This window comes from Flavobacterium qiangtangense (genome assembly GCF_042658345.1).
In the GTDB taxonomy this organism is placed as follows: domain Bacteria; phylum Bacteroidota; class Bacteroidia; order Flavobacteriales; family Flavobacteriaceae; genus Flavobacterium; species Flavobacterium qiangtangense.
The window spans coordinates 530,562-554,116 of the sequence record NZ_JBHSQB010000003.1 but is presented as its reverse complement, the minus strand read 5'-3'; the positions used below and the strand labels follow the sequence as shown (position 1 = coordinate 554,116).

Below are 23,555 nucleotides of genomic sequence, written 5' to 3'. Positions count from 1 at the left end.
TTTATGCTTTTATGGAAAGGCTTTCCTTATGAAATCGGCGGCAATCGCAACCGTCTTTTCAGGAAATTCCTTGTGAGGCGTATGACCGGCATCTGAAAAAATAAATTTTTCAGCATTGCCGCTTACCTGAGAAATGGTTCTGTCAACCTGGGCCATGGTTCCGAATTCATCTGCATCTCCTTGGATAAAAAGCAATGGAGCGGTAATTTGGGGTAAAAAAGATTCGATATTCCAATTTCTAAAGTCATTACCGCACCAGGTTTCCACCCAAGATTTAAAAACGGCATCTACCTTATCGCCATGGTATTTCTTTAGGCGTTCAGGCAGGTCAGTAGTATTGTAAGCCTCCGCTGCACCATAAATTCCTTTTAAAGTTACATCCTCAACAAATATGTGGGCTGCTTCGCATATCAAGCCAGCGACCCTGCCTGCATATTTGGCAGCTGCCAGCAAAGCTATTGAGCCCCCGTCGCTGTGCCCAAAAAGAATCGCGCCGGTAATATTCAAGTTGGAAAGCAGGTCATTTAAAACTGCAGCCTCCTTTTCCAAATAATCGGCATTTCTTTTAGAAGAAGGCATAGCATCCGATTTTCCATAACCTAGACGGTCGTAGATCAAAACATTACATGATGCCGCCACAGAAAGTTTCTCAGGAAAATCCCTCCAAAGCTGCACGCATCCCAAACTATCGTGCAAAAAAACCAGCGTAGGCCGATCCTTTTGATTGTGGAAGAATTCTGCATACAGCATTTTTCCATGTACCTCTATTTTTTTCTTAAAATTTTCATGCATCTGATTATTGGATTAGAATGGAAAGCGCCATTGTTGGAGGGGCAGTTCCAGCGTGCAAATTTAGTTTAGTTTTTTTAGTGGAACTATTTTTAAGTTTCTAAAGAAACCTTCCGTTCCAATATCTACATACAGTCCGACAAAACCAGATTGGTCAGCGCCCATTTTCAAGTCATTTACAATCAGATTAGGCTGTTTTGCATTGTCTATAAATAGTTTTGCCACTTTGCCTTTTACCTCAATCTTTAGCTTTATCCAGCGGTCCAGATCCACATCAGCATACGTTTCGTAAATGCCGGGCGCTGATTTTCTTGAATCGGTAAACTTAAAATCTGGATAAGAAAAATACTGTATGCTTCTGTTTCTTCTCAGCTGGTCCTCTGCCATTCCGTTCGTTGGCCTTATGTAAATGCTTTCAAATTTTGAATTATCATCATTAATCCTGAAGGCCAATCCGATAAATCCTCTTGCATGAGCTGGAGCATTCGGAAGCAGTCTGGAGAGCACCTCAACTTCTATCACGCCATCTTTGAATTTCAAATCATTTATAGTGGCATAGGTCGCCTCATCGTCTTTGATCACTTCAGGAGATTTAGTAACCCTGACTGCTTTCTTGCCTTTGATCTTTTCTATGGAAACCGAGGTCTGCACAGCTGTCAGTCTATTCTCCTCAAGCTTGATTTTTTGAGCGTAAATGCTCGGTGTGCCTAAAAGCAGAAGCATCAGAATGGCTATAATTTTTTGTTTCATGAAAGCATGGTATAGAGTTTAACTGTACAAAACTACTGCTTAAGCCTAAAAAGCATTCATAAACAAGCACAAGAAAAACCCTTAAACTAGTTTAAGGGCTTCTTCAAATTCAAAAAAAGGAGATTCAGGCAGATTACAGGGCAGCGTCGAGAACTTTGCTCTCCGTGTAAACCAAGCCTTCGTAGCAGGCATTGTAGATTTCTTTCAATTCTTCAACCGTAGGCTTTCTAGGGTTGAAACCTGTACAAGGATCCAAAAAGGCATTGTTTGCCATAAAGTCAAGGTTTTTATCCCAGTCTTCACGAGATATTCCAAATTCTTTGATGGCAGATTGGTTGTTTACTTCAGATCTTAAAGTTTCGATGGCCTGAGCCAAGTCTTCAGCAGTTTCTTTTCCGATTACTTTTGCAAGGTCTGGAAAACGGCTGCTTTCTTTTTCATTAAAACGGATAACATTCGGCAAGAAAATTGCGTTGCAGGCACCATGGGGAACGCCAAATAAAGCACCAACTTGGTGAGATAGCGAGTGCACGATTCCCAGCCATGCATTGTTGAAAGCCAATCCTCCCATAAATGAAGCATCATGCATATTCTGGCGTGCCGTGATATTATCTGGATTTTTTACAGCTTCTTTCAGATTGTCGAAAACGATTTTCAAGCCGCCTTTAGAAAGCGCGTCTGCAAAATTATTGTCGATGTTTGAGACATAAGCCTCTACAGAGTGTGTCAAGGCATCCAATCCTGTGTTTGATGTAACGTGAGCTGGCATAGATGCACAGATTTCTCCGTCAATAATTGCAATATCTGGTGTCAGTTCGTAAGATACGATTGGATATTTTACTCCTTTTTCACGGTCTGTAATTACGGCCAGGCCTGTAGTTTCAGTTCCTGTGCCGCTTGTAGATGGAATTGCGACAAACTTCGCTTTCTGGCGCAATACCGGAACGCTGAAAGGCTTGATCATGGCGTCAAAATCGGCATCAGGATACTCATAGAATACCCACATCATTTTTGCAGCGTCGATAGCCGAACAGCCCCCGATTCCAACGATCCAGTCTGGCTGGAAATCCTTCATCAGTTCTGCACCCTTGAAGCAGGTTTCTGATGATGGATCTTCTTCTACGCCTTCGTATGTTTTGGTCTCGATTCCTGCTTCATTCAGATAAGCGATTGCCTTATCCAAAGTGCCGCTTTTTTTCATGGAACCGCCGCCAGTAACCAATACTGCTTTTTTCCCTTTTACATTCTTTAATTCTTCGAGACTTCCAGCACCGTGGAAAACCTCTCCTGCAATAAATAACTTGCTCATTTTGTACTTTTTTTTACGTTGAAATTATAGTACAAATGTATTGCAGACAGCAAGGGCGGTGTTATATAATTGGGCCTATCTGGTATAAATTTGAGCCAGTTCCTGTTGCAGTTCAGTAGGCGTTTCCTGTAATTTGTTCTTTACGAATTTGTTGAGCGCTGACGGAGAACTGAATCCAAGATCAAGCGCTATCTGCTTGTGGGAAAGATCAGAAAACAGCAATAATCTTTTGATTTCCTGCAAGATACGGTTATGTATGGCATTGATAGCCGTTTCATCGCAGTGCTTTTTGGTAATGTTGTTCAGCTTTTTTGTAGTGATTGCTAATTTTGACGCATAATACTGTACAGTCCGCTCTGTCTTATAACGTTCGTTCAGCATTTTTTTGAATCGGATATACTGCGTTTTATCGCTTTCGTGCTGCAAGACCGGATGCTGGCCATGAACCAGTTCGATAAGTCCCAACAGAAAAATTTTGATATAAAAACGCGCCTGTTCTTTTCGGACAAGGCTCGGGTCCAGGTATATGTTTTGGATGTCCTGGGCAATCTTTTTTGAATGGTCAAATTCCGTGGGAGACAAAAAGACGCAGTTGAGATGGCCGGCCAGGTCGACATTATAGGAAAGCAGTTCATTCTTCAAGATATCGGAACAGAACAGGATTTCCTCAAACAGTATAATCTTGCCCGAAATATTAGAAGAAAAATTCGATACGAAAGAAATCTGCTCAGGAAAGACAATGGATATCTTGCCCGAACCCAGTTTCAAAAGCCTTTCTTCGATCTGAAGCAGGATTTCCCCAGACTCAACCAGCACTATGCAAAAATGGTCTTTTTTATGTGGCGCCGCGTAATCTTCTAAATTCTCAGCCGTGAGTTCAAATACGCGAAAAGACAAGTTCTGGTCTTCAGGCTTCTGAATATTTTTCTTAATTTCTATACGATCCAAGAGTTACTTTTTTAAATGAATATGATTGTAATTATTGATAAAGACGGCTTTCGACATCTTCATCTGAGAATAGGCAAAGATAGGCCTAAAAGATGTTGCAGTTATTTCACTTAAGCACAAAAGACACCTGTCAAACAGATGCCTTTCAAACCTTTTATAATTAAAGCAAGATGTGCTGCGTGAATTAAAAATGCAGTCTTAAAGTTTAGACGCTTTTACGTCAACGCCGATCTCGATATCCTTGCTGATCATCCATTCTGCCGGATCTGCCTCGCTTGTTCCGAATTTGATTCCCCAATCTGTGCGGTTTACGGTAAATTTAGCCTTAACAGAAACTGTTTTGTCCGCAACCGTAACATTGGCAGGAAAAGAAACGTTTAGCGTCTTGCCTTGCAATGTCAGGTTACCGCTGATTGTTTTATTAGCGCCTTCTACAGCATCAGCCGTACCTGCCGCCAAGTCAGCAACTTTGGTCACCTTAAATTCGGCAGTCGGATTTTTTTCTATATCAAAAAAGTCAGCACTCTTCAAGTGGCCTTCCAATTCAGCATAGTTTTTATCTTTTTCAGTCACAGAAGCAGGATCTACTTTCAGCGATTTCATGTCAATTACAAAAGCACCTGCGCTCAATTGCCCGTCAGCCAAAGATAATTCTCCAGAAGTCACGGAAAGTGTTCCCCATCTTGGAGCAAATCCTCCTTTGTGGAAAGCTTTCCAGTTTACTACAGAAGATGTCGTATCTACTGCAAAAACAGCACCTTGCTGTTCGGCTACTTCTTGTTCTTCCGTTGGCGCTGGCGTAGCATTCTTGTTGCAGGAAGCAAGCAGCAATCCCATCCCTGCCAAAACGATAATACTTAATTTTTTCATTTTTATAATTTTTGATTACTAATGATGCAAATTTCCGAAAAAAGAGGGATGGAAAATTACACTTATCGGAAAAATCGTTGTGATCTTAAGCAATGAAAAAATTCCATAATCAAACTGCTTCCTGGGCGGGTCTTTCATATGATTCGCTGGCAGAGGGAAAGTCGCTGTTTTTGACATCCGTGATATACTCGGATACCGCTTTTGTTACAGTTTCTCCCAATTTGGCATAGCTGCGTACAAATTTGGGCAGGAAATCCTGATTCAGTCCCAGCATGTCATGGATGACCAAAACCTGCCCGTCGACTTTTTGTCCTGCACCTATCCCGATCACCGGAATAGTCAGGGAGGAAGCTATTTCTTCAGCCAGTGCCGCAGGAATTTTTTCTAAGGTTACTGCAAAACATCCGGCCTGCTCTAGCAATTTTGCATCAGCCTTTAGTTTCTGTGCTTCCATATCTGATTTTGCGCGCAGTCCAAATCCTCCATACTTATGGACAGACTGAGGCATCAGCCCGAGATGTCCCATCACGGGAATACCCGCCACAATGATTTTACTGATGTCAGGAAGCAATTCTTCCCCGCCTTCAATCTTGAGTGCTTCAGCACCCGTCTCTCTCATGATTTTTATGGCATTGTGCAGCGAAGCTATCGGATCGCCCGAGCAGGTACCGAAAGGCATGTCGACTACGAGAAGCGCATTCTTTACCGCTCGCCTTACCGATTTTGCATGGTAAATAATTTCGTCTAGACTGACGCTCAGCGTGGTTTCATAACCCGCCATGACGTTGCCTGCAGAATCACCGACCAAGATTGCATCAATACCCGCTTGGTCTACCAGCTTTGCCATCGTATAGTCGTAAGCGGTCAGCATGCTTATCTTCTGTCCCTTTTCTTTCATTTTTCTGAAAGATTGAACGGTCACTTTTCCATTTGAGATATTTTTAGCTACTGACATTAAATCCTTTTTATAATTTAAATTTACTGATCATCATCTTAATCAGCTGTTGAATCTACAAAATTCGTATTGCTACTCCAGCAATGCCATAGAAGAAAGGAACCAAAATATACCTAAAAGTAAGAAAAGAGTTTTTATATTTGTCAAAAGCAAAAGTGTGAAAACAGCCCTATCAAATCTTGAAATTAAGGAGTTCGAACTTTCAGAGATCAGCAAAAATATCGGAATGGGGATTGACAACTCCGGTCTTGTAGTTTACGACTCTTTAAAATATGATTCGGAAGCCTTCAGAAACAAGCCATTCCGCTCCGAGCACTTTTCAATTATTTTTGTTTTAACGGGAACCCTGGACCTGAAAGTCAACTTGCTAAAATACGGCCTGAACAAAAACGGCGTAATTATAATACCGCCCTCGGCAATTCGCCAGTTCAGCTGGGAAAATGAAAATACGCACTTTATTTCCCTGCTGTTTACCTCAAGCTTTTTAAAGGTGTCGGGAATACTCGGCAAATACTTCAATGTTGCCAATTTTTTAAGGGAAGGAATCGCTTCCTACCGGAATATGGAGGAAAATGATCGAGAGTTGGTGCTAAAGATGATCAGCATCATAACTGAGATACAGGATCGAAACGACAGACAGGAAACCCATTCGGAAATTATCAAGAATATCTTCAAATCCATCCTTTTGGAAGTAAAGCCATACTATGACGAAATGGAAACAGACCAGGATTATTCCAACACGCTGATCTACAGATTCATCCATTTATTGTCCGAATTTTACCTTAGCAGCAGGGAAGTTACTTTTTACTCAGAAAAGCTTTCTATCAACGAAAAATACCTTTCGCAGCTTCTTAAAAGGAAAACAGGCAAGACGGCGCGGCAATTCATCACCGAGATGGTAGTTCTGGAAGCAAAAGTTCTGCTCGATAATAAGGCCTTGCCCGTAAAACAGATTTCAGACCATCTGAATTTTGAAAACCAGTTTCATTTCAGCCGCTTTTTCAAGCAGTATTCCGGGCTTTCCCCAAATAATTACCGAAAGCAGTAACCGATCGCTAGGCCCGTTTTATTCCTGCCGCCGCAAGGCTGTCAGCTGTTATATGAACTTATGCTTGGTTAAACAGTCGAAACCTATATTTACTATTTTTACAACTCCCTTAGAAAAGCTCAGGCGTAGCATTCAGTCCTCGATCTTGCGTTTACTGGCGGCTCTGGGACACAGCGCGGCCTTTTCTATTTGCAGTTTTCGTACAATTTGGCGGAATTGCTGGCAAAGCCAAAATCATCATCTCCGGCGGTTGCGATAAAAATTGGCATCTCGACAATTTTTTTTCATTTGGACAGCATCTAGAACGGCAAAGCCTTACACGAGCTGTTGATAGGCAGGTGTAAAGCTTTGCTAATTTCTTTAAGATTACTTATTGTATTCTCCGATTTTCAAGACCGCCTTGATGGTTCTTCCTTTTTCAGAATCTTCCACTGCCTGGTTGATATCTTCGAAAGCATACGTCTTGATCAATCTGTCAAAAGGAAACTGCCCATGAAGGTACATTTTTATCAATTTCGGAATAAACTCCTCAGATACGCTGTCTCCCTGGTTCACGAACTTGATTTTATATCCTTTGGTCAGAAAGATGTTGGTTTCAAGCTCCAATGGCTTAGTGGCAACACCAATGATTGCCATTTCACCGACTGGCGCCAGACTGTTCAAAGAGTTGTTGATCACTTCGCTTCTTCCTGTCGTATCCACCGCAAACTGCACGCCGTTCGGAAGGATCTCGCGGATCTTTTCCCTTACATTTTCATTAACCGAATTGATCGTATGGGTAGCTCCCAATTCTTTGGCGAAAGCCAGCCTCTCGTCATTGATATCCACTGCTATGATAGTTGTTGCAGAAGAAGCTTTTGCTGCCATCACAGCTGACAGGCCGACAGCACCCGTTCCCGATATCACGATAGAACTCCCTACTTTGATCTTAAGGGTATTGATTACGGCTCCTGCACCAGTCTGGATGCCGCACCCTAACGGCCCTAAGATTTCCAAAGGCGCATCCATTGGCACTGGGATCACATTATTTTTGTGCGCAATCGAATAGGTCGCAAAAGAAGACTGCGAAAAGAAATTGTCATTGATGCCCTTTCCTTCGTGGTCATGGTGGTGGTGGCGCCCTTCGATATCGGCACCCGAGAAGTTGCGGTCGAAGAATTCGTAGCAGTACGCCGGGTTTCCAGTCCTGCAGATCTCGCATTCGCCGCAGAAGCCGTAAGTCAGGACCACATGGTCTCCTACTTTGAGATGATGGACATCGTTACCTATTTTTTCAATAATCCCTGATCCCTCGTGACCCAGGATTACGGGAAAATTGGGCGATCCCATAATAAAGTCGCGGGCCACCATATCGGTATGGCAGATTCCCGTCGCAACGATTTTTACCAGCACTTCCTCAGCGCCCGGCCCGTCAAGCGTTACTTTTTCCAATTCGAACTCGCTGCCTTTTGATTTGACTATAGCTGCTGTAATTTCCATAATGTTGTCTTTTAATAGTTTTATTCTTTATAATTCCGGATCGATGGTTGCAGCCTTGAACTCCGGATTTAATGTTTTATAGAGAAAAGTTGGCTCCGCGGTCAGCACAATTTCTATGGTTGCTCCTACTGCCATTTTCAATAAATGTCCACCTCTGACACTTCCGTCTCCTAAAGAAACAGTCGTATGGCTATGTGCTGCTGCCTTTCCCCCAAACCAGGTGATGTTGCCAATAATTGAGGTCACTTCTGCAACTCCCATTGTATTGACCAAATATTCCTGACGGTCAAAATCGAACCAGCCCAATTCGGTTTCGAAAGCGCTTCCGATACCTTGGTAATGGGCACTTTGAATGTCATACTCTGAAGCAAAATCTGTAAGTCCGGAAACTACTTCATCTCCTTTCGAAAAAACAAGCACATAGGTTTTAACACCACCGACTTCACTTAGAAGTTTTATTTTCAACCCTGGCGCTTTTCCTGATTCTACTTCCGTATTGATGGATTTGTATTGTGATTCCATAATTTATTCTTTTAAATCCGGATCAATTAAATTAGCCTTAAATTCTTCATTATACTTTTTGTATAACGGCGTAGGCTCAGCAGTAACAATCACCTCCAAAGTTGGCCCAACGATAAGTTTAAAGAGATGTCCCCCTTTTACAGAACCATCCTTAACAGATGCGGTCATATGCGTATGGGCAACCGGTTTACCGTCTATCCAGGCAATATCGCCTGTAAAGGAGGTCACTTCCGCTTCACCTAATTTATGCACAAGAAATTCTTTCCTTTCATAATCAAACCAGCCTACTTCAATGCTCATGGCATCGCCAATAGCTTGATAATGCCCGCTTTTAACTTTATATTTCTCCGCAAATTCGGTCAGTCCGGAAACCGCATCATCACCTTTGGAAAAAATAACCGCATACGTTTTCACCTCACCTACCGTGCTCAGAAGTTTAACTTTCATTTTTGGCGCTTTACCTAGTACTGGATGTCCCGTTGCCGAACGGTATTCTTGTGCACTAACTTGTAATCCTGCGGCAACTGTTGCTACAAGAAATAATTTTTTAAAATTTATCTTCATACTACTATTATTAAAAAGCCCTAATCGGGCGTGTTTATTTTGCAATCCTGTAATCTGCTGCAGCGTTATATTGAATTCTGCCTCCCTCAAAAACGAAAGTGTCGCTTCCTACAGGAATCTGATCTAGGTCTGAATGGCTGTTCCAGAGGATGTATGCTAAACTTCCTCAGTTAGTTCTGATCCATTCCGAAAGTTGAACCTGTTGGGATCACTGCAACGAATTCCACAAAAAACCGACGGTATTATTAAAAACTGTAACAGTTCTCTTGGATGCAGACGGGACAGAAGTTTCTGCATAATCTCATGCGATATCGCCCGCATCATTATTGCCAGAAGCTGAAAAATGATGCACCAGTAGCTGCCCTACATCGTTTTCCATTTTGATTTTATCTATTTAAATTGATTATTTTGATCTATAAAAGGTTTCATGCTCGTCCAAACAGCATCAAAATTTACCAAAAATGCAGGATGGGGCGCATTTGGAATGATGGACAGCTGCGCATTTGGAATCATTTTGTATGCTGCGATCACGGTGTCGAAAGGCGCGTTTTGGTCTTTCTCGCCAGCCATCACCAAGACCGGACATTTGATCTGTCCCAAAATGGTTTCATCAATATTTACGTTGCTGTAATAGCTGCTCAGGCTGCTGAACCATTCATAAATCCTTTTAGGCTCCGGCCGTATGCCCATCTGCTGCTTCCAGTAGGATTCGTCCATTGCCGAAAGGGTCTTGTAATCCATATTAAACTCACGGAACCCTTTCTTCCACTCTCCCGCCCCGATGGCTACCAGCTTTTCAATTTTATCAGGGTAGTTTTTAGCAAAGTAGTAGCCGGTATAGGCGCCGTCACTAAATCCCAAAACCGTCACTTTATCTTTGGTCACTTTCGCGAGCACCGCATTCACGTCTTTGGCTTTCTGCTCGTAGCTAGGGATTTTGGTGCCCATTTCAGACTTTCCGTGTCCGCGCGTAGCGATGGAGATGACCTGGTGCTTCTGGGAAAGGCTGTCGATCAGCTGGCCCAATTCCAAAGGAGAACCTACGATCCCGCCGTGAAGCACGACAATCGGGCTTCCCTTTCCATAGATTTCATAATAGATCTTTGCGTCATCAGACCGTACATAAGCACCGGCCGCAGCATTGTTTCCATAGGGGACAGGACTCGCTTTTGCATTGCCCTGCATAAAGTAGCGCAGATTGCTTGCCTCTTGGCTAAATGATGAAAAAGAGAACAGAATGAACAGGAAAAAAAGAGCTTTATGCCGTAAGGATTTGACTTTCATATGTATATTTATAAGCTTGTTTGCCGTCTATAAAATTCCGTCTAAAAAATACATCCTACCCATAAACAAGTTTAAGAAATGCGGTTAACCTTGTTTAAGAAAATGCCGGAAAGAACATCCTATAATGCATTTTTGCTGTACCATTCGATATAGGATTCTACTGCCTTTTTAATAAAATCTTTTGTTGTGCCGTCCTTCATATTTCCTTCGTCATCAAAAAGATCGCTGACATGGGAAATATAGACTTCGGGCTGTTGCATAGCTGGCATATTCAGAAACACGAGGCTCTGTCTCAGGTGGTGGTTGGCCCCGAAGGCGGAAAGATTTCCTGGTGAATTGCTGAAGATCGCTGCGGGTTTTTTGTCCCATACGCTTTTCCCGTAGGGTCTGGAACCGACATCGATCGCATTTTTCAGCACGCCTGGCACAGAACGGTTGTATTCCGGCGTTACAAAAATGACGCCCTCGACAGCAGCCATTTCAGACCTGAATCTTGCAATCGCTTGTGGAACTTGATTTTCGTCGTCAAAATCCTGATTGTAGATTGGGATATTGCTTACGTCAATTATTCTGAACTCAAATCCTTCCGGTGCGAAACCGACCAGCGCCCTGCTGACTTTTTTTGAAAATGATTCTTTTCGCAGGCTTCCTGCAAGAATTCCTATTACTTTTTTCATAACCTATTATTTATTTGATTTGTACGTAATGAAAGGCAGCACTGCACTTTTGCCGGAAGAATTATTATTTGCCACCGCAAAGGCTCAAAACAATGCCCTGGCCCTAACAAATTTACGAAGAATGGATGTGCAAAGCAATATGCAAAGGGAAGAATAATATACCTGAAAGATTGATTCTGCCTTATGAAAAACGGATATCCATCAGGCAGTTTGAGATTTAACAGGCATCAGTCAGAATTGAGATAGTCCCTAAGATCAGAAATTGATTTTATCTTCAGCGCTTCCGCTTGTTTTCTGCGCATCACCAATGCATAGGAATTATTGAATCCGAGCGGTTTCAGCCAGCGGATTCCATATTGTTTCTGAAATTCCGAATTGACATAATCATAGGTGCTTTCTGCACTTTTGGCAACCGTTGAACGTGTTTTTCCGTCAGGCGCTAACAAGACCAGAAGTCCGGTTCCTGTATATTCTGGGTAAAAATCGATGGCGCCGCCCATCAGGGCCTCAAAGCAGATTTTCGTGCCGCCCAATCCTGTCTTTGTTTCCACTTTGTAATCCGTGTGACCTTCGATGAGCATCTTGTAAATCGCAGCCAGGATATACTGCTCGCCGAAAATCTTGGAACCGATTCTTACTGTTCCCGAATTCCCGTTTTGCGGTTTTTTGTACAATTTATTCTCGATTAAAAAATCGCTCGCAATTTTTTCAGGCGTCTGATTGAGATAATCTGATCGGTAATTGAGGCCCGTCATTATCGAGTCATTAAATTTCCCGGCCAGTAAGTCGAGCGCATCTTCAAGCTCGGGGAATTTCTGCAAAGTCTCTGTCTTGATAATCGGTGCGGCAAAATACGGCGGGAAAATCTTCTTGTCATCTTCCAAAACATACAGGTCAAAAGCCTTTATTCTGCCGTCTGTAGCATAGCCGCTGATGAGATCGAGCTCGCCTTCATAGGCCGCTTTGTACATAATTGCGTCATTCACGACTTTCGGATTGACATTCATGCCATAAACGGAACGCAGGCCGAGGTCGCCGTCGTACCTTCCCATAAACTCGGGCGTGAATCCCGCCTTGAGTTTACTGTCCGATTTAGTATAAGACCAGTAGCCTGCGCCGATAACCAGCAAGAACAAAGGAAAAACATGCCAGAATTTGCGAAGGTCCCTATATTTTATTTTTTGAAAGACAGCAATCAGCTTGTCCAGCAAAACAGCCAATAGCGCTGCGGGAATTGCTCCTGCGAGTATCATATTGGTGTTGTTCAATGAAATGCCGCCAAAAATAAATTCGCCCAAACCTCCTGCCGCAACAAACGAAGCCAGGGTCGCCACCCCGACATTGATAACCGCCGCCGTCCTGATTCCCGCAATGATAACGGGCATGGCCAAAGGGAGTTCTGCTTTGAAGAGCAGCTGTTTGCGGCTCATTCCCATCGCTTTTGCCGCTTCGATGGCTGCCGGATTTACGCCTGTGATGCCTGCATACGTGTTTCTGATGATTGGCAGGAGCGCATAGATCAACAAGGCCACGATTGCCGGAGCGGCACCGATTCCAAAAGCGGGAATCATAAAACCCAGCAGGGCAATGCTCGGAATGGTCTGCAAAATTCCTGCGACGCCCAAAACGGGACCGGACAATTTTCTTCTTCTGGCGATTAGGATTCCCACGGGCAAGCCGACGACGATTGCCAAGAGCAAAGATAAAAATGTCAGTCCCAGATGCTCTGCGATCTGGGTCAGTAATTTTTCGTGCTGTTCTGAAACAAACTGCCAAAGACTCTGCTGTGTCATACGATCTGCAATTTTCGGTACTCGTTGAACGCCCTCAGTATCTTTTCGTAATCCGCTGTGTTTTGCTGCTCGGAGCTCAGCTTCTGCAAAATTTTCCAAATATCAGAATCTTCTGGAAAATCTGTCTTGAAATCAGAAAGGAAAGGCAAAAGGTCTTTTAAAGCCGTGACCTTGTATTCCAGCAAAAGCCGGCTTGCTGCGAAAAATTCCTTCACGAAATCATTTTTTGGACGGTAAAGCATTTCTTTCGGCGTTCCGGCCTGGATGATTCTTCCTTTATCCATCAAGCAAATCCGGTGACCGAGTTCAAAGGCTTCCTGAACATCGTGCGTAACCAGAATTATAGTCTTATTTTTCAATTCCTCCAAAGATTTGAACTCGGAATGAATATCGGCTTTGGTAATAGTATCCAAAGCTCCAAAAGGCTCATCCATCAATAAAATAGGAGCATTGGCTATCAAAGCCCTGGCGATTCCTACCCTTTGCTGCTGGCCGCCGCTTAATTCGTTTGGAAAACGGGAAAGGATTTCTGCCGGGAGATTGAGTTTGCCTAAAAGCTCCTGCGTCCTGCTTTCGGTTTTCTTTTTGTCCCATTTCAAAAGATTTGGAACGGTTGCTATGTTCTCCCGAATTGTATAATGCGGAAAAAGTCCGGAATGCTGCATCACAAAACCAATTCCCAATCGTAGAACTTCTGCCTTCTGGTCTCGGATATTTTTTCCGTCGATGAAAATAGTTCCAGAATCAGCTTCTACCAAACGGTTGATCATTTTCAGTGTTGTCGTCTTTCCGCAGCCGCTGGTTCCCAGAAGCACCAAAATTTCCCTGTCATCTGCCTGAAAGGAAACAGTATCGACCGCTGGCCTGCCGCCAAAATATTTAGAAACTGATTCAAACTTTATCATGGTACATTATTTAGCCAATCGGATTCCTGTGAACTGCCATTTGAGATCGGTCGGGAAGAAATTACGGTAGGTATTTCTGCTGTGCCCTTTTGGCGTTGCAACCGACGCGCCACGAAGAACGGTCTGGTTGACCATAAATTTACCATTATATTCTCCAACTGCGCCCGCTTCCTTTTTGAATCCCGGATACGGCAGATAGGCAGAATTGGTCCATTCCCAGCGCCTTCCCCAGTCGAAATGGCCGGAGGCAACTTCCCATTCTGCTTCGGTCGGCAGGCGCTTCCCTTTCCAGGATGCATAAGCGGAAGCTTCAAAGAAATTGATATGGCAAAGCGGTTCATCGGGATTGATTTCCTGCAAGCCATTCAAGGTGTACTGCATCCATTTTCCATCGACAAAGTGCCAGTACAAAGGAGATTTTGCCTTGTTCTGTCTCACCCAGTCCCAGCCTTCGGCGTGCCAGTGCCGGAAGTCGGAGTAGCCTTTTGCAGCCATAAATTCCAGATATTCGCCGTTTGCAACGAGCCGGTTTGAGATTTCAAAATCATTCAGGTACGCTTTATGCCTGCCCAGTTCGTTATCGAAACAGAATCCTTCGCCTGCAAAGCCAATTTCGTAAATTCCTGCTGAAAAACCTATCATTCCTGTACCAATTTCGATTTCGATCTGTTCGCTAATTTCCTTTTTATAAACCGGAAAAAGCGGGTTGTGCCCTAAAATATATTTGATGTCGGCCAGCAGTAATTCCTGATGCTGCTGTTCGTGATTGAGGCCCAATTCCAATAACGATCCAATGCTTTCATCCATCAGATCGCCTTGAAGAAAATCCTGCATCTTTTCATCGACATATTTCCGGTATTTGTAAATATCGGAAACGGATGGACGGCTCAGGTTCCCCCTGTCGGTACGGATCACCCTTGCTCCTGCCGTTTCGTAATAACTGTTGAAGACAAAATTGTAGTGCGCATCAAAAACTTCGTAATTCGGATCGCTCGGAACCAGGATAAAGGTTTCAAAAAACCAGGTCGTGTGCCCCAGATGCCATTTCGGCGGGCTCACATCCACGATTGGCTGTACGACGTAATCCTCGATTTCCAGAGGTTCGCAGATTTCTACAGAATGATTGCGAATTTCGGCAAAGCGCACTGCCCGCCTAGCTTGATCGTCTGACACTTTTGTTGGGTAACTGTCTATCATTGAAATCCTTTTAATTATACCGCCTGCCATATGGAATCTGTGAACCAATTTTTAGAATCGTTGATCTCCCCGAGGATGCGGAATCCTGAATCCGCTGCCATCCTGCCGATGTCCTGCTGGGAAAATTTCTGAGAGATTTCCATGTCTATAAGCTCGCTCTGCTCAAAGTTAATGATTTTGCCGCAAATAGTCACGGTCTGCTCGCAAAGGCTTACAAGGTAGCTTCGGCAGGCGCCCGAGACCGGATCGTAGGTCTGGTAGTGCTCAAATCCAGCAATGTCGAAACCAGCATCGAGCTCGCGGTTGATCCTGGAAAGAAGATTCAGGTTGAATGCCGCGGTGATTCCGGCAGGATCGCTGTAGGCTTTCAATACGGCATGCGGATTTTTCTTCAGGTCAAATCCGACCAGCAGGATATCGCCCTTGTCCAGCCTTTTTCGCAGTGCGGCACAAAAATGGAAAGCTTCTTCCATTTCCATGTTGCCAATGTTGCCGCCCAAGAACAGGACGACCTTCCTGCTGCCCGACAGCGAAACGGCCCTGTCCAGCATTTCAAAATATTCTCCTTCCAGAGGGACAACTTTTAGCTGCGGCAGCGCATCCTTTAGCTTATCAGTCAAAACGGACAGTATGTTGCCGGAAATATCGATTGGAATATAGGTGTGATCGACATTGTTTTTTACCAGGTATTCTAATAAAAAACTTGATTTCATAGCATCGCCAGCGCCCATTTCTATCAGGTCAAACGGCCCATCCTGGCACAAGATGCCTGCTGCGATATCCCTGGTCTTATTTTTAAAGACATCAAGCTCGCAGTCGGTCAGGTAGTATTCCGGCATTTCCATGATCTGCTGGAAAAGGCGGTCGCCCGCCTGGTCGTAAAAATATTTAGAAAATAGCCGTTTCGGACTGCCGCCCAGGCCATCCAGAACATCGTTGAGAAATGTCTCGGAAAAAGCCTTTTGCGTTTGGAATGCTGTATTTGTGGAAGTATCCATAGTTTTATTATCGGTTTTAGGGGATTACGACAATCTTGCCGCCGCCACTGTTGCCTTCCATCAGCGCATGCGCCTTGGAAATCTCCGAGAGCCTGAAGATATGCTGTATCTTGGGTACGATCGCTGCCTTTTCGATTTTGTCTATAAAATCCTGAAATTCCCGGCTTCCGATCCTGATCTGCCCGCTGTCGTAAACCGTCAGGTAGGCGCCGGCTGGAATAGATTCCATCGGGGCAAAATCTTCCAGGGACCATTCTTCCGAAAGCATTCCTGTCATGCAGACGATGCCCCCTGCCGAAATGCAGGAAAGGGAATCTTTCAGGGTCGGCGTACCGACCAGTTCCAAAACCTTATCAATTTTTTTATTGCTTTCTTTAACCTGGCTGGAAAGACATCCGTCATCAAGCAGCACCTCGTGGGCGCCGTTCTCAAGAAGCAGTTTTATCTTGCTGCTGTTCCTGGTGGTCGCAATCACATTCAGTCCTTCCGACCTGGCAATCTGGGCCGCCAGGAGCCCGACCGAGGATGTCCCGCCGCGGATGAGAAGCGTCTCGCCTTTTTTTACCTTGAGGGAAGCATGAAGTGATCCGAAGGCAGTCTGGAACATCTCGGGCAGGGCGCCAAGAATTTCCCATGGAAGACCGCTTTGGAAAGCGGCAAGAACCGAGCGCGGCAGTAGCGCATATTCCGCGTAGCTCCCGTCAAAATCCCTGCCCATGCCTCCCATGAATGCAGCGACCTTCTGCCCCGGCTCAAATTCTCCTTCTGGATCTTCAACAATCTCGCCTACGCATTCGATGCCTAAAATTCTTGGCAGCCGAACTGATTCAGAATAGCCCTTCCTTGTCATTATCTCCGATCGGTTCAGCCCGAAAGCCATCACCTTTACCAGGACCTGATCCCCCTGAAGCGGCGGCATGTCCCTTTCTTCCAGGAGCAGATTTTCGGGTCCCCCAGGACGATATAATACAGCTGCTTTCATAAACTAGGAATTTTCAGCGCTTGATACTTTTACGCTGTTAAAAATATATCTGATAATTTTCCATCGCCCGTTTTCGTGTCGGAACACGAAAAGATCCCTGCTCGTCGCCTCAAGTCTCGAGGCCCTGTCAGGCCTGCTTGCGGCAGTCTTTGCGACAGCCTCAGCAAATGCGGTGCTGCCGTGCACTTCAATCTTAATGTCAAAAAACTCGATTTCAAAAGCTTTTCTGGAAAATTGCTCCAGGCCTGATCTGCCTATCTGCCCCTTTTTTAGGGTCCGCACCCCGTCAGGCATAAAAAACGCATCTTCGGCGTAAAGCGACAGCAGCCCTTCGATATCGCGCGAATTGACAGCTTTCGCATAATTGGCAATCAGTTCTTTCAGCAGTGCGTCTTGTTCGTTCATCATTTGCTTCCTTATTATTTTGCATTCACTAATTTGATCCCTGTAATTTTCACAAAATTGCGGCAATCTGAATCAAAATGCCAATGAACAAATGCAAGAAATAACCTTGAACTAGTTTAAGGAAACAGCTGCTATAACTTTGCCCTTTCCTGACTGAGCTGAAAAAAAGGCGAAAATCCTGTAAAAGGTTCTCAGCGCCAGCGAACTTGACAAGCTTCAAATACATAAATTCCATACCGAAAGCCATGCCACAGTGAGAGACATCTTTATCTTCCAATGCTACACGGGACTTGCCTGTATTGACGTTTTTCAACTAAAAAAAACCGATAAGTTCGGAAGCGATTGCAATTCTATAGAATCGGAATCAGGCTACCTGCCAGTAATCTTGTGCCGGTGTTCCGTGCCCCACTCGGCAAGTACTTTTATAATCGGCTCCAGAGTATGCCCGTAATCAGTCAGCTCGTACGATACCGTAATTGGCTTGGTAGCGTTGACAGTTCGGGTTATCAGCCCATTGATTTCCAAATCCTGAAGTTCTTTTGAAAGCATCTTCGCGCCCAGCCCGTCTATTTGGCGCTGCAGGTCTGTGAAATTCTTTTTTCCGTAAAGCAGTACGCTCACCACCTTGATCTTCCATTTGCCGCTTATCAGGTCAAGCGTATCCTGTATGGCAAAAAGTATTTTGGAGCAGTCGCCCTGTTCATCAGCCAGCTGTCTATTTTTTTCCATTTCTATATTTATTATCGAGAACCCACTTTACTTGAGGAAACCCATATCAAAAGTAAAGTTACTATATTTTACCTTTGGACAATAATAATTTAAAAAAAATACTTATGAAACTTAAAGATAAGGTAGCTATCGTAACGGGCGCGTCAAAAGGAATCGGGTCAGGTATTGCGAAAGAGTTTGGTAAAGCAGGAGCCACTGTAATAGTCAACTATTCGTCAAGCAAGGATGACGCAGACAAGATCGTAGGCGAAATACAGTCAAAGGGCGGCAAGGCAATTGCAATCAAGGCAGATATGAGCAAGTCAGCCGATGTAAAACTGATGTTTGATAAAGTCAAGTCAGAATTTGGAACCGTCGACATCTTGGTAAATAATGCAGGAAAAGCGGTTTTTGAAATGATTGATGACCTGACGGAAGAAGCTTTTCATGAACAGTTCAACTTAAATGTGCTGGGATACCTGTTGGCGGCAAAAGAATTTGCAAGGCAGGCTAAAGGCGGAAGCATAATCAATATCAGTTCTATCTTGAGTACCGATCCTTATCTGGCATCAAGCGTCTATGCAGCGACTAAAGGAGCCGTAGATACAATTACGCTGGCTCTGGCAAGAGAGCTTGGCCCTCGTAAAATAAGGGTAAATTCCATACTTCCCGGACACACAAATACACCTGCTACCGCAGGAAACTTTGATGGCGAACTGGGAGAGAAACTAATTGCGGGAACTCCTCTTGGACGTTTTGGAGAGCCTGAAGATATCGCACCGCTGGCCTTATTTTTAGCTTCTGACGATGCACACTGGGTCACTGGCGAATCTATAAGGGCATCGGGCGGTGCCAGAGGAGTCGGCTATTAATTTGAAATGAGCAATAAAAAATCGGAATGGCAGCCAGCCATTCCGATTTTCATTTCTAGAAACTCTTTTCAACTCGCAAGATGTATTTTAAAATATAATGCATCCCAATTTCTGCATTCAAAATACCCTTCTTGCTGTTATTTCAGAACCGGTCCAAAGCCGATTCTGGCATTCCTCTTTAAGTTATATTGCCTACTTTTGGAGAAACAAAGCTACCGTGTAAATGGGCACCAAACAAGAACGCACGCCAATACCTGTGACTAACCGCCAAGTTTGTAATGCTGTAAATCAAAAGATTATGATCAGAAAAAAAATAAAAAAAGATTTTGATGCAGAAGACTGCGGGATACGAAGCCTACTGGATCGCGTCGGTGACAAATGGTCGCTGATGATAGTGGATATTTTGAGAAGCGAGGGAACGATGCGGTACAGCGAACTGGACCATAAGATCGAAAGCATATCGCAGAAGATGCTCGCCTCTGCGCTCAAAAGCCTGGAGATCGACGGCCTTGTCAGCAGAAAGGTCTATCCGCAAGTGCCGCCAAAGGTTGAGTATTCGCTGACCCAGCTCGGGGAAACCCTGTTGCCAGCAATTGCAGTTTTAAAAAACTGGGCATCTGCAAGCATGCCTGCTATCCTGGAAGCAAGAAAGAAGCATGCAACCAAGAAAAAGGCAGAAGGCTAAATTAGCAATCAATACAAATTCATCTGCTTCGCCAGACAGCGCGTCCGGAGTATCAAGCACTGGGCAGTCATATGGCAGGCCAAATATTAAATTATGGAAAAAACCTTAACGCCGGGAATCAACCACATTGAATTCTGGGTATCAGACCTGTTTGCAGCCATGAAATTCTATAACAGCTTCCTTACCTTGATTGGTTGGAAACAGATAAGCGGCGCTTCGTTTTCTAATGGCGCCATGGTTATCTATTTCGTAGAAAGAAAGAATGATATAAAGACGGCATCTCTTGGCATGAGACATCTATGCTTTCAGGCTGTGGAAAAAAAACAAGTGGATCAGGTCTATGATGCATTGGCAGCCGAAGGCGCCGCATTCATCCGCGGTCCAATAGCGATGCCCTATTCTGAGCAATATTATACCGTGGACTTCTATGACCCTGACGGGCAAATTTTGGAAGTTGCCTATACTCCATATGCCACTCTCGGCTAAAATAATCGGCCTGATCAGGCAATCCCTATTAAATTTACATACGTCAAAATGGCTACGCATAACGTAATTTCGGCGAACTTATATCTTACTTAATGTATCAATTTTGCATCTGCAACCGATGAGGTGCATCATAGCTCAAACAAAGCCTGATTGCAAGACTGTTGCTGTATTTAAAAAACGGGATCATAACGAAAATATTGAACATGGATTTAGAAAAAATTATTGAAGGATGGATTACAGCTGGCAATAGCTACGATACCGAAAAATACCTTGACTTTTATCATGAAAACGCAGTTTTGGATGATCCCTCTGTAGGTCGAAAATTTAATGGAAAGAAAGGCATAATGGAATATTACGAAAGCTATTTTATAGGCTACAAGACGCAGACTAAAATAATTAGCATTGCAATAAAAGATCCGGACAGGGCGTCTCTAGAAGTAGAATTTTCAGGCGATTTTCCGGAAGGAAAGCTTCGGGGCTCTTTTGAGTTTATTTTTGGGGAAGGAAAGATAACGCATCTGTCAGCAGATCTCATATAATCAAATAAATACAGTCTGTATCTTTAGATGTCAGGCAATCATAAACATAGAAATAGAAATGAAAACAAAAGACAGTACAAATCCCAAATTGCTAATTTACGGAGCAACGGGCTATACGGGCACATTGATTTGTGAAGAAGCTTCCAGAAGAGGCTTGGATTTTGAAATTGCAGGCAGAAATAAAGAATTGCTTGAGGCGCTGGCTGAAAAACTTGGCGTTTCCTGCCATGTATTTTCTGTGGATGAGGAACAGGGCTGGGAAAAAAGCCTGTCGGGAAAATACTCCCTGCTTAACGTGGCGGGTCCTTTCAGCGCAACTGCGGCGCTGGCCATGGATGCGTGTATCAAAAACAAGATACATTACATCGACATTACTGCCGAGATAGATATTTACCGTCTGGCAGAATCGAAAGACGAAGCAGCTAAAGGAGCAGGAATTATGATATTGTCCGGCGCAGGCTTGTTTGTCAGCTACGATCCGCTTGTGATGCATACGGCCAAGCGTGTAAGTAATCCGACCGGATTGCGAGTGGCATTTAAATATTCAGGCGGTTTTACCCCCGGTTCGATAGCAAGCAGCGCTAACATTATAAATGCAGGCCTGCTGGTCAGAAAAAATGGAACGCTTGTAAAATTAAGCAAGAGCGAACCTGCCGAGTTTGACTTCGGCAATGGCATGGCAGAATGCCTGCCGACGCCGCTGGGCGGTTCAGTATTGTCGTACAAATCTACTGGAATCGAAAATATAGAAGAGTTTTTTCAAATGGCACTTCCCGCCGCTACCCCTGAAGATGGATCCCTGCTAATTGGAAATGAAAAGCATTCGAGCGAAATTCAGGACAAAAGCGCAATACTTGCTGAGGTAACCGATGCCGACGGTAGGATCGTGCGTTCCAAAATAGAAATGGAGCCAGGCTATGCCCCTACCGTTTTTTCAGCCGTTGAAATTGCATCACGCACTTTAGAAGGAAACTTTATGAAAGGATTTCAGTCTCCTGGTTCTGCTTATGGAGAAGAATTGCTTGAAGTATTGCCTAACGTCACCGTTACTGATCTTTAATACACCGTAGTCGCTAATCTTCGCCCAGGGCTTGAAGCCAAAAATTTCAGGCGGCGGGTTGCTCTCAAAATAGGATTTGATTTCTATGGGTGTCATGGTGTTGTGGATAAAATAATAGTGCAATCAGGCAGTTCTAAAAAGCAGTTGCAGTACCGCTGCCAGCCTGATGCCGGCCTTCTGGATCTGCAATTCAATAATTTTTGCACTTTCGGAGGCATACCTGTCCTGTACTTTCGGATTGCCGTAGGCATAGACGTGGGCCAGGTGGCTTCTGGATTCCTCGCTCCATCCTACCACGTTGATCTTCCTGATCTCAGCAAGCTCTTCGGGCACATATGTCTTGGCATTGATGCAGTCCGAAAGCTGGATATTCTGCGTGGAGATGATCCCGCTGTCCCAGAACGAATGCAGGTTGGTGCCCTGCCCCCTGTAGTTGAGCTGCACGGTATTGCCTCCCTTGTCGTGCTCATAGCCGACATGGAGCGGCTGATGCAGGTCGCCTACCAGATGGAACAGGAAGAGCAGCTTTGTTTTTATTTCTTCACGGTCCAGCTTGTCCTTTCCGCCAAGCTCTAAAATGGTATTGTTCAAGACACGCACGATGTTGCTTCCCTCCCTGTCGGCAGGCTTCGCCCCCTTCGGGAAATTCGCATAGTGGTACGGCTTCATGAAGTCCTTGCTGCGGTCGCCCTTGATGTCGTCCATCCAGTTGGCGGCTTCCTCCAGCGACATGCCGTCCAGATAGCCGAGCACATTTTTCTTGGTCGCTTCATCAAGGTAGCTGAAGGCCACTTGCGCCACCATCGTGTGGCCCTTGCGCCCCCATGCAAAACCGCTTGCAGAAAACAGCAGCACCAATAAAATTGAAAATATCCTGTTCATGTTTTTTTTTTGCAAAGTTAAAAATAAAATAGGCCGCAGTTGCGATTTTCTACTGTTTCCAGCAATAGAGAAATGTAAGGTGCTGCAAGCTACAGCTTAGGCCCACGCAGGGCAGCCACATCCTTCCTTATTTCCTGCAGCATCTCCCTCACGCTTTCCGGGGCCATTTCCGAAACATCGAACTCTTCGGTAGCGATGCTTCCCGCGTATTCCCATACCTGCAGGACGTCCGCGGCCCGTACCTCGAACGGGGCATAAAAAGTATTGTCCGATTCCAGCACCAGTGCGGTAGCCTCCCTGCGTCCCAGCCTCTTGTAGGCCATTCCGTCTGCGGTGATCACGATATAGCTCCTGCCTGCCTTCATCTCTTCCAGCTTTTCGACATACCTTCCGACAATATACGAACTGTCCTTATGCGGGGGCATCGAATCCCCGTCGATGGCAAACAGCCGGAACTTCCCGCTGCCCAGAAACGGCAGGGACACGTGCTGCAGGGACTCTATGTATTCGGGATCGCTGTAGCCGGCCAGGTAGCTGGCCTTGGCCCGGTGCGGGATGATCTCGATGGCGTGCTCGCCCCGGGCGTCCACCGCAACAGGCAAGAGTATGTGGTTGTCCTCCAGGCGGAGCAGGCCGTCCATGTCGACCTTTCGGATGTCCACGGTCAGCAGCAGGTCGGTGCTCACGTGGTAGTAGCGCGAAAGGCGCACCAGTATTTCGAGGGGCGGCTGGGACTTCCCTTCCTCATACTTGGCCAGCCTGTCACGCGATATGGCTAGGCTTTCCGCCACTTTCGACTGCGAGAGCTCTTTTTTCATCCGCAGGTGCCTGATATTGTCAGAGAATAA

At 44.8% G+C, this 23,555-nt stretch carries 27 protein-coding genes; 7 read left to right on the top strand and 20 right to left on the bottom strand.

Features of this window, described 5'->3' with window-relative positions; genetic code table 11:
- Positions 1–9 precede the first annotated feature (9 nt).
- From ACFPVY_RS02565 to panB, 6 genes are all read right to left on the bottom strand, one after another.
- On the bottom strand, positions 10–792 hold the full coding sequence (locus ACFPVY_RS02565; protein WP_379790144.1) for an alpha/beta fold hydrolase: 783 nt from the start codon (positions 790–792) through the stop codon (positions 10–12).
- A gap of 60 nt (positions 793–852) precedes the next feature.
- Positions 853–1,539: a hypothetical protein gene (locus tag ACFPVY_RS02560; RefSeq protein WP_379790143.1), complete on the bottom strand. Its 687-nt coding sequence runs from the start codon at positions 1,537–1,539 to the stop codon at positions 853–855.
- Between the two features lie 133 nt (positions 1,540–1,672).
- Positions 1,673–2,848, bottom strand: coding sequence for an iron-containing alcohol dehydrogenase (locus ACFPVY_RS02555; protein WP_379790142.1), 1,176 nt, complete (start codon positions 2,846–2,848; stop codon positions 1,673–1,675).
- 75 nt (positions 2,849–2,923) lie between these two features.
- Positions 2,924–3,796, bottom strand: coding sequence for an AraC family transcriptional regulator (locus ACFPVY_RS02550; protein WP_379790141.1), 873 nt, complete (start codon positions 3,794–3,796; stop codon positions 2,924–2,926).
- Between the two features lie 198 nt (positions 3,797–3,994).
- Positions 3,995–4,666: a YceI family protein gene (locus ACFPVY_RS02545; protein WP_379790140.1), complete on the bottom strand. Its 672-nt coding sequence runs from the start codon at positions 4,664–4,666 to the stop codon at positions 3,995–3,997.
- Positions 4,667–4,775: 109 nt separating this feature from the next.
- Positions 4,776–5,621, bottom strand: coding sequence for a 3-methyl-2-oxobutanoate hydroxymethyltransferase (gene panB / locus ACFPVY_RS02540; RefSeq protein ID WP_379790138.1), 846 nt, complete (start codon positions 5,619–5,621; stop codon positions 4,776–4,778).
- A gap of 157 nt (positions 5,622–5,778) precedes the next feature.
- Between panB and ACFPVY_RS02535 the strand changes: the two genes are divergently transcribed.
- Entirely contained in the window at positions 5,779–6,669 is an 891-nt protein-coding gene (locus ACFPVY_RS02535) for a helix-turn-helix domain-containing protein (protein WP_379790137.1), read from the top strand.
- Positions 6,670–7,035: 366 nt separating this feature from the next.
- On the opposite strand, the gene ACFPVY_RS02530 is transcribed toward ACFPVY_RS02535, so the two are convergent.
- From ACFPVY_RS02530 to ACFPVY_RS02510, 5 genes are all read right to left on the bottom strand, one after another.
- Positions 7,036–8,148 carry an NAD(P)-dependent alcohol dehydrogenase gene (locus ACFPVY_RS02530; protein ID WP_379790136.1) on the bottom strand — a complete coding sequence of 371 codons (1,113 nt, stop codon included), beginning with the start codon at positions 8,146–8,148 and terminating at the stop codon, positions 7,036–7,038.
- Between the two features lie 27 nt (positions 8,149–8,175).
- Positions 8,176–8,670 (bottom strand): PPC domain-containing DNA-binding protein, encoded by a 495-nt coding sequence (locus tag ACFPVY_RS02525; protein ID WP_379790135.1) that lies wholly within the window; start codon positions 8,668–8,670, stop codon positions 8,176–8,178.
- Positions 8,671–8,673: 3 nt separating this feature from the next.
- Complete coding sequence (locus ACFPVY_RS02520) at positions 8,674–9,234, bottom strand: PPC domain-containing DNA-binding protein (RefSeq protein WP_379790134.1); 561 nt, start codon at positions 9,232–9,234, stop codon at positions 8,674–8,676.
- Positions 9,235–9,624: 390 nt separating this feature from the next.
- Complete coding sequence (locus ACFPVY_RS02515) at positions 9,625–10,518, bottom strand: alpha/beta fold hydrolase (protein ID WP_379790133.1); 894 nt, start codon at positions 10,516–10,518, stop codon at positions 9,625–9,627.
- 119 nt (positions 10,519–10,637) lie between these two features.
- Positions 10,638–11,195: an NADPH-dependent FMN reductase gene (locus ACFPVY_RS02510; protein WP_379790132.1), complete on the bottom strand. Its 558-nt coding sequence runs from the start codon at positions 11,193–11,195 to the stop codon at positions 10,638–10,640.
- A 28-nt stretch (positions 11,196–11,223) separates the two neighbouring features.
- Between ACFPVY_RS02510 and ACFPVY_RS02505 the strand changes: the two genes are divergently transcribed.
- Positions 11,224–11,352, top strand: coding sequence for a hypothetical protein (locus ACFPVY_RS02505; RefSeq protein WP_379790131.1), 129 nt, complete (start codon positions 11,224–11,226; stop codon positions 11,350–11,352).
- A gap of 70 nt (positions 11,353–11,422) precedes the next feature.
- Here the strand turns inward: ACFPVY_RS02505 and ACFPVY_RS02500 are convergent, their stop codons facing one another.
- The 7 genes from ACFPVY_RS02500 to ACFPVY_RS02470 form a co-directional block, all read right to left on the bottom strand.
- A complete protein-coding gene (locus ACFPVY_RS02500; RefSeq protein WP_379790130.1) occupies positions 11,423–12,988 on the bottom strand; it encodes an ABC transporter permease/substrate-binding protein in 1,566 nt (521 codons plus the stop codon).
- A complete protein-coding gene (locus tag ACFPVY_RS02495; RefSeq protein WP_379790129.1) occupies positions 12,985–13,893 on the bottom strand; it encodes an ABC transporter ATP-binding protein in 909 nt (302 codons plus the stop codon). Before ACFPVY_RS02495 ends, ACFPVY_RS02500 begins: the two co-directional genes overlap by 4 nt.
- A gap of 6 nt (positions 13,894–13,899) precedes the next feature.
- On the bottom strand, positions 13,900–15,090 hold the full coding sequence (gene egtB, locus ACFPVY_RS02490; protein WP_379790128.1) for an ergothioneine biosynthesis protein EgtB: 1,191 nt from the start codon (positions 15,088–15,090) through the stop codon (positions 13,900–13,902).
- Between the two features lie 14 nt (positions 15,091–15,104).
- Positions 15,105–16,088, bottom strand: a complete 984-nt coding sequence (locus tag ACFPVY_RS02485) for an L-histidine N(alpha)-methyltransferase (protein WP_379790127.1) — start codon at positions 16,086–16,088, stop codon at positions 15,105–15,107.
- Between the two features lie 16 nt (positions 16,089–16,104).
- Positions 16,105–17,070 carry a zinc-binding alcohol dehydrogenase family protein gene (locus ACFPVY_RS02480; protein ID WP_379790126.1) on the bottom strand — a complete coding sequence of 322 codons (966 nt, stop codon included), beginning with the start codon at positions 17,068–17,070 and terminating at the stop codon, positions 16,105–16,107.
- A gap of 3 nt (positions 17,071–17,073) precedes the next feature.
- On the bottom strand, positions 17,074–17,478 hold the full coding sequence (locus ACFPVY_RS02475) for a YybH family protein (RefSeq protein ID WP_379790125.1): 405 nt from the start codon (positions 17,476–17,478) through the stop codon (positions 17,074–17,076).
- Between the two features lie 366 nt (positions 17,479–17,844).
- Positions 17,845–18,204, bottom strand: a complete 360-nt coding sequence (locus ACFPVY_RS02470) for a winged helix-turn-helix transcriptional regulator (protein ID WP_379790124.1) — start codon at positions 18,202–18,204, stop codon at positions 17,845–17,847.
- Positions 18,205–18,308: 104 nt separating this feature from the next.
- Between ACFPVY_RS02470 and ACFPVY_RS02465 the strand changes: the two genes are divergently transcribed.
- The 5 genes from ACFPVY_RS02465 to ACFPVY_RS02445 all read left to right on the top strand — a co-directional run bounded on the left by ACFPVY_RS02465 (position 18,309) and on the right by ACFPVY_RS02445 (position 21,825).
- On the top strand, positions 18,309–19,055 hold the full coding sequence (locus tag ACFPVY_RS02465) for a glucose 1-dehydrogenase (protein ID WP_379790122.1): 747 nt from the start codon (positions 18,309–18,311) through the stop codon (positions 19,053–19,055).
- A gap of 223 nt (positions 19,056–19,278) precedes the next feature.
- On the top strand, positions 19,279–19,740 hold the full coding sequence (locus ACFPVY_RS02460) for a winged helix-turn-helix transcriptional regulator (RefSeq protein ID WP_379790121.1): 462 nt from the start codon (positions 19,279–19,281) through the stop codon (positions 19,738–19,740).
- Positions 19,741–19,833: 93 nt separating this feature from the next.
- Positions 19,834–20,226, top strand: a complete 393-nt coding sequence (locus ACFPVY_RS02455; RefSeq protein WP_379790120.1) for a VOC family protein — start codon at positions 19,834–19,836, stop codon at positions 20,224–20,226.
- A gap of 203 nt (positions 20,227–20,429) precedes the next feature.
- Positions 20,430–20,765, top strand: coding sequence for a nuclear transport factor 2 family protein (locus ACFPVY_RS02450; RefSeq protein WP_379790119.1), 336 nt, complete (start codon positions 20,430–20,432; stop codon positions 20,763–20,765).
- Positions 20,766–20,823: 58 nt separating this feature from the next.
- Complete coding sequence (locus ACFPVY_RS02445; protein WP_379790118.1) at positions 20,824–21,825, top strand: saccharopine dehydrogenase family protein; 1,002 nt, start codon at positions 20,824–20,826, stop codon at positions 21,823–21,825.
- A gap of 123 nt (positions 21,826–21,948) precedes the next feature.
- Here ACFPVY_RS02445 and ACFPVY_RS02440 read toward each other — a convergent pair whose 3' ends face one another.
- Both ACFPVY_RS02440 and ACFPVY_RS02435 read right to left on the bottom strand, forming a co-directional pair.
- Positions 21,949–22,707 carry a S1/P1 nuclease gene (locus ACFPVY_RS02440; RefSeq protein ID WP_379790117.1) on the bottom strand — a complete coding sequence of 253 codons (759 nt, stop codon included), beginning with the start codon at positions 22,705–22,707 and terminating at the stop codon, positions 21,949–21,951.
- 89 nt (positions 22,708–22,796) lie between these two features.
- The gene (locus tag ACFPVY_RS02435; protein WP_379790116.1) at positions 22,797–23,525 is read right to left on the bottom strand and encodes a LexA family transcriptional regulator; all 729 of its coding nucleotides are present in this window, start codon (positions 23,523–23,525) and stop codon (positions 22,797–22,799) included.
- Between the last annotated feature and the right edge of the window lie 30 nt (positions 23,526–23,555).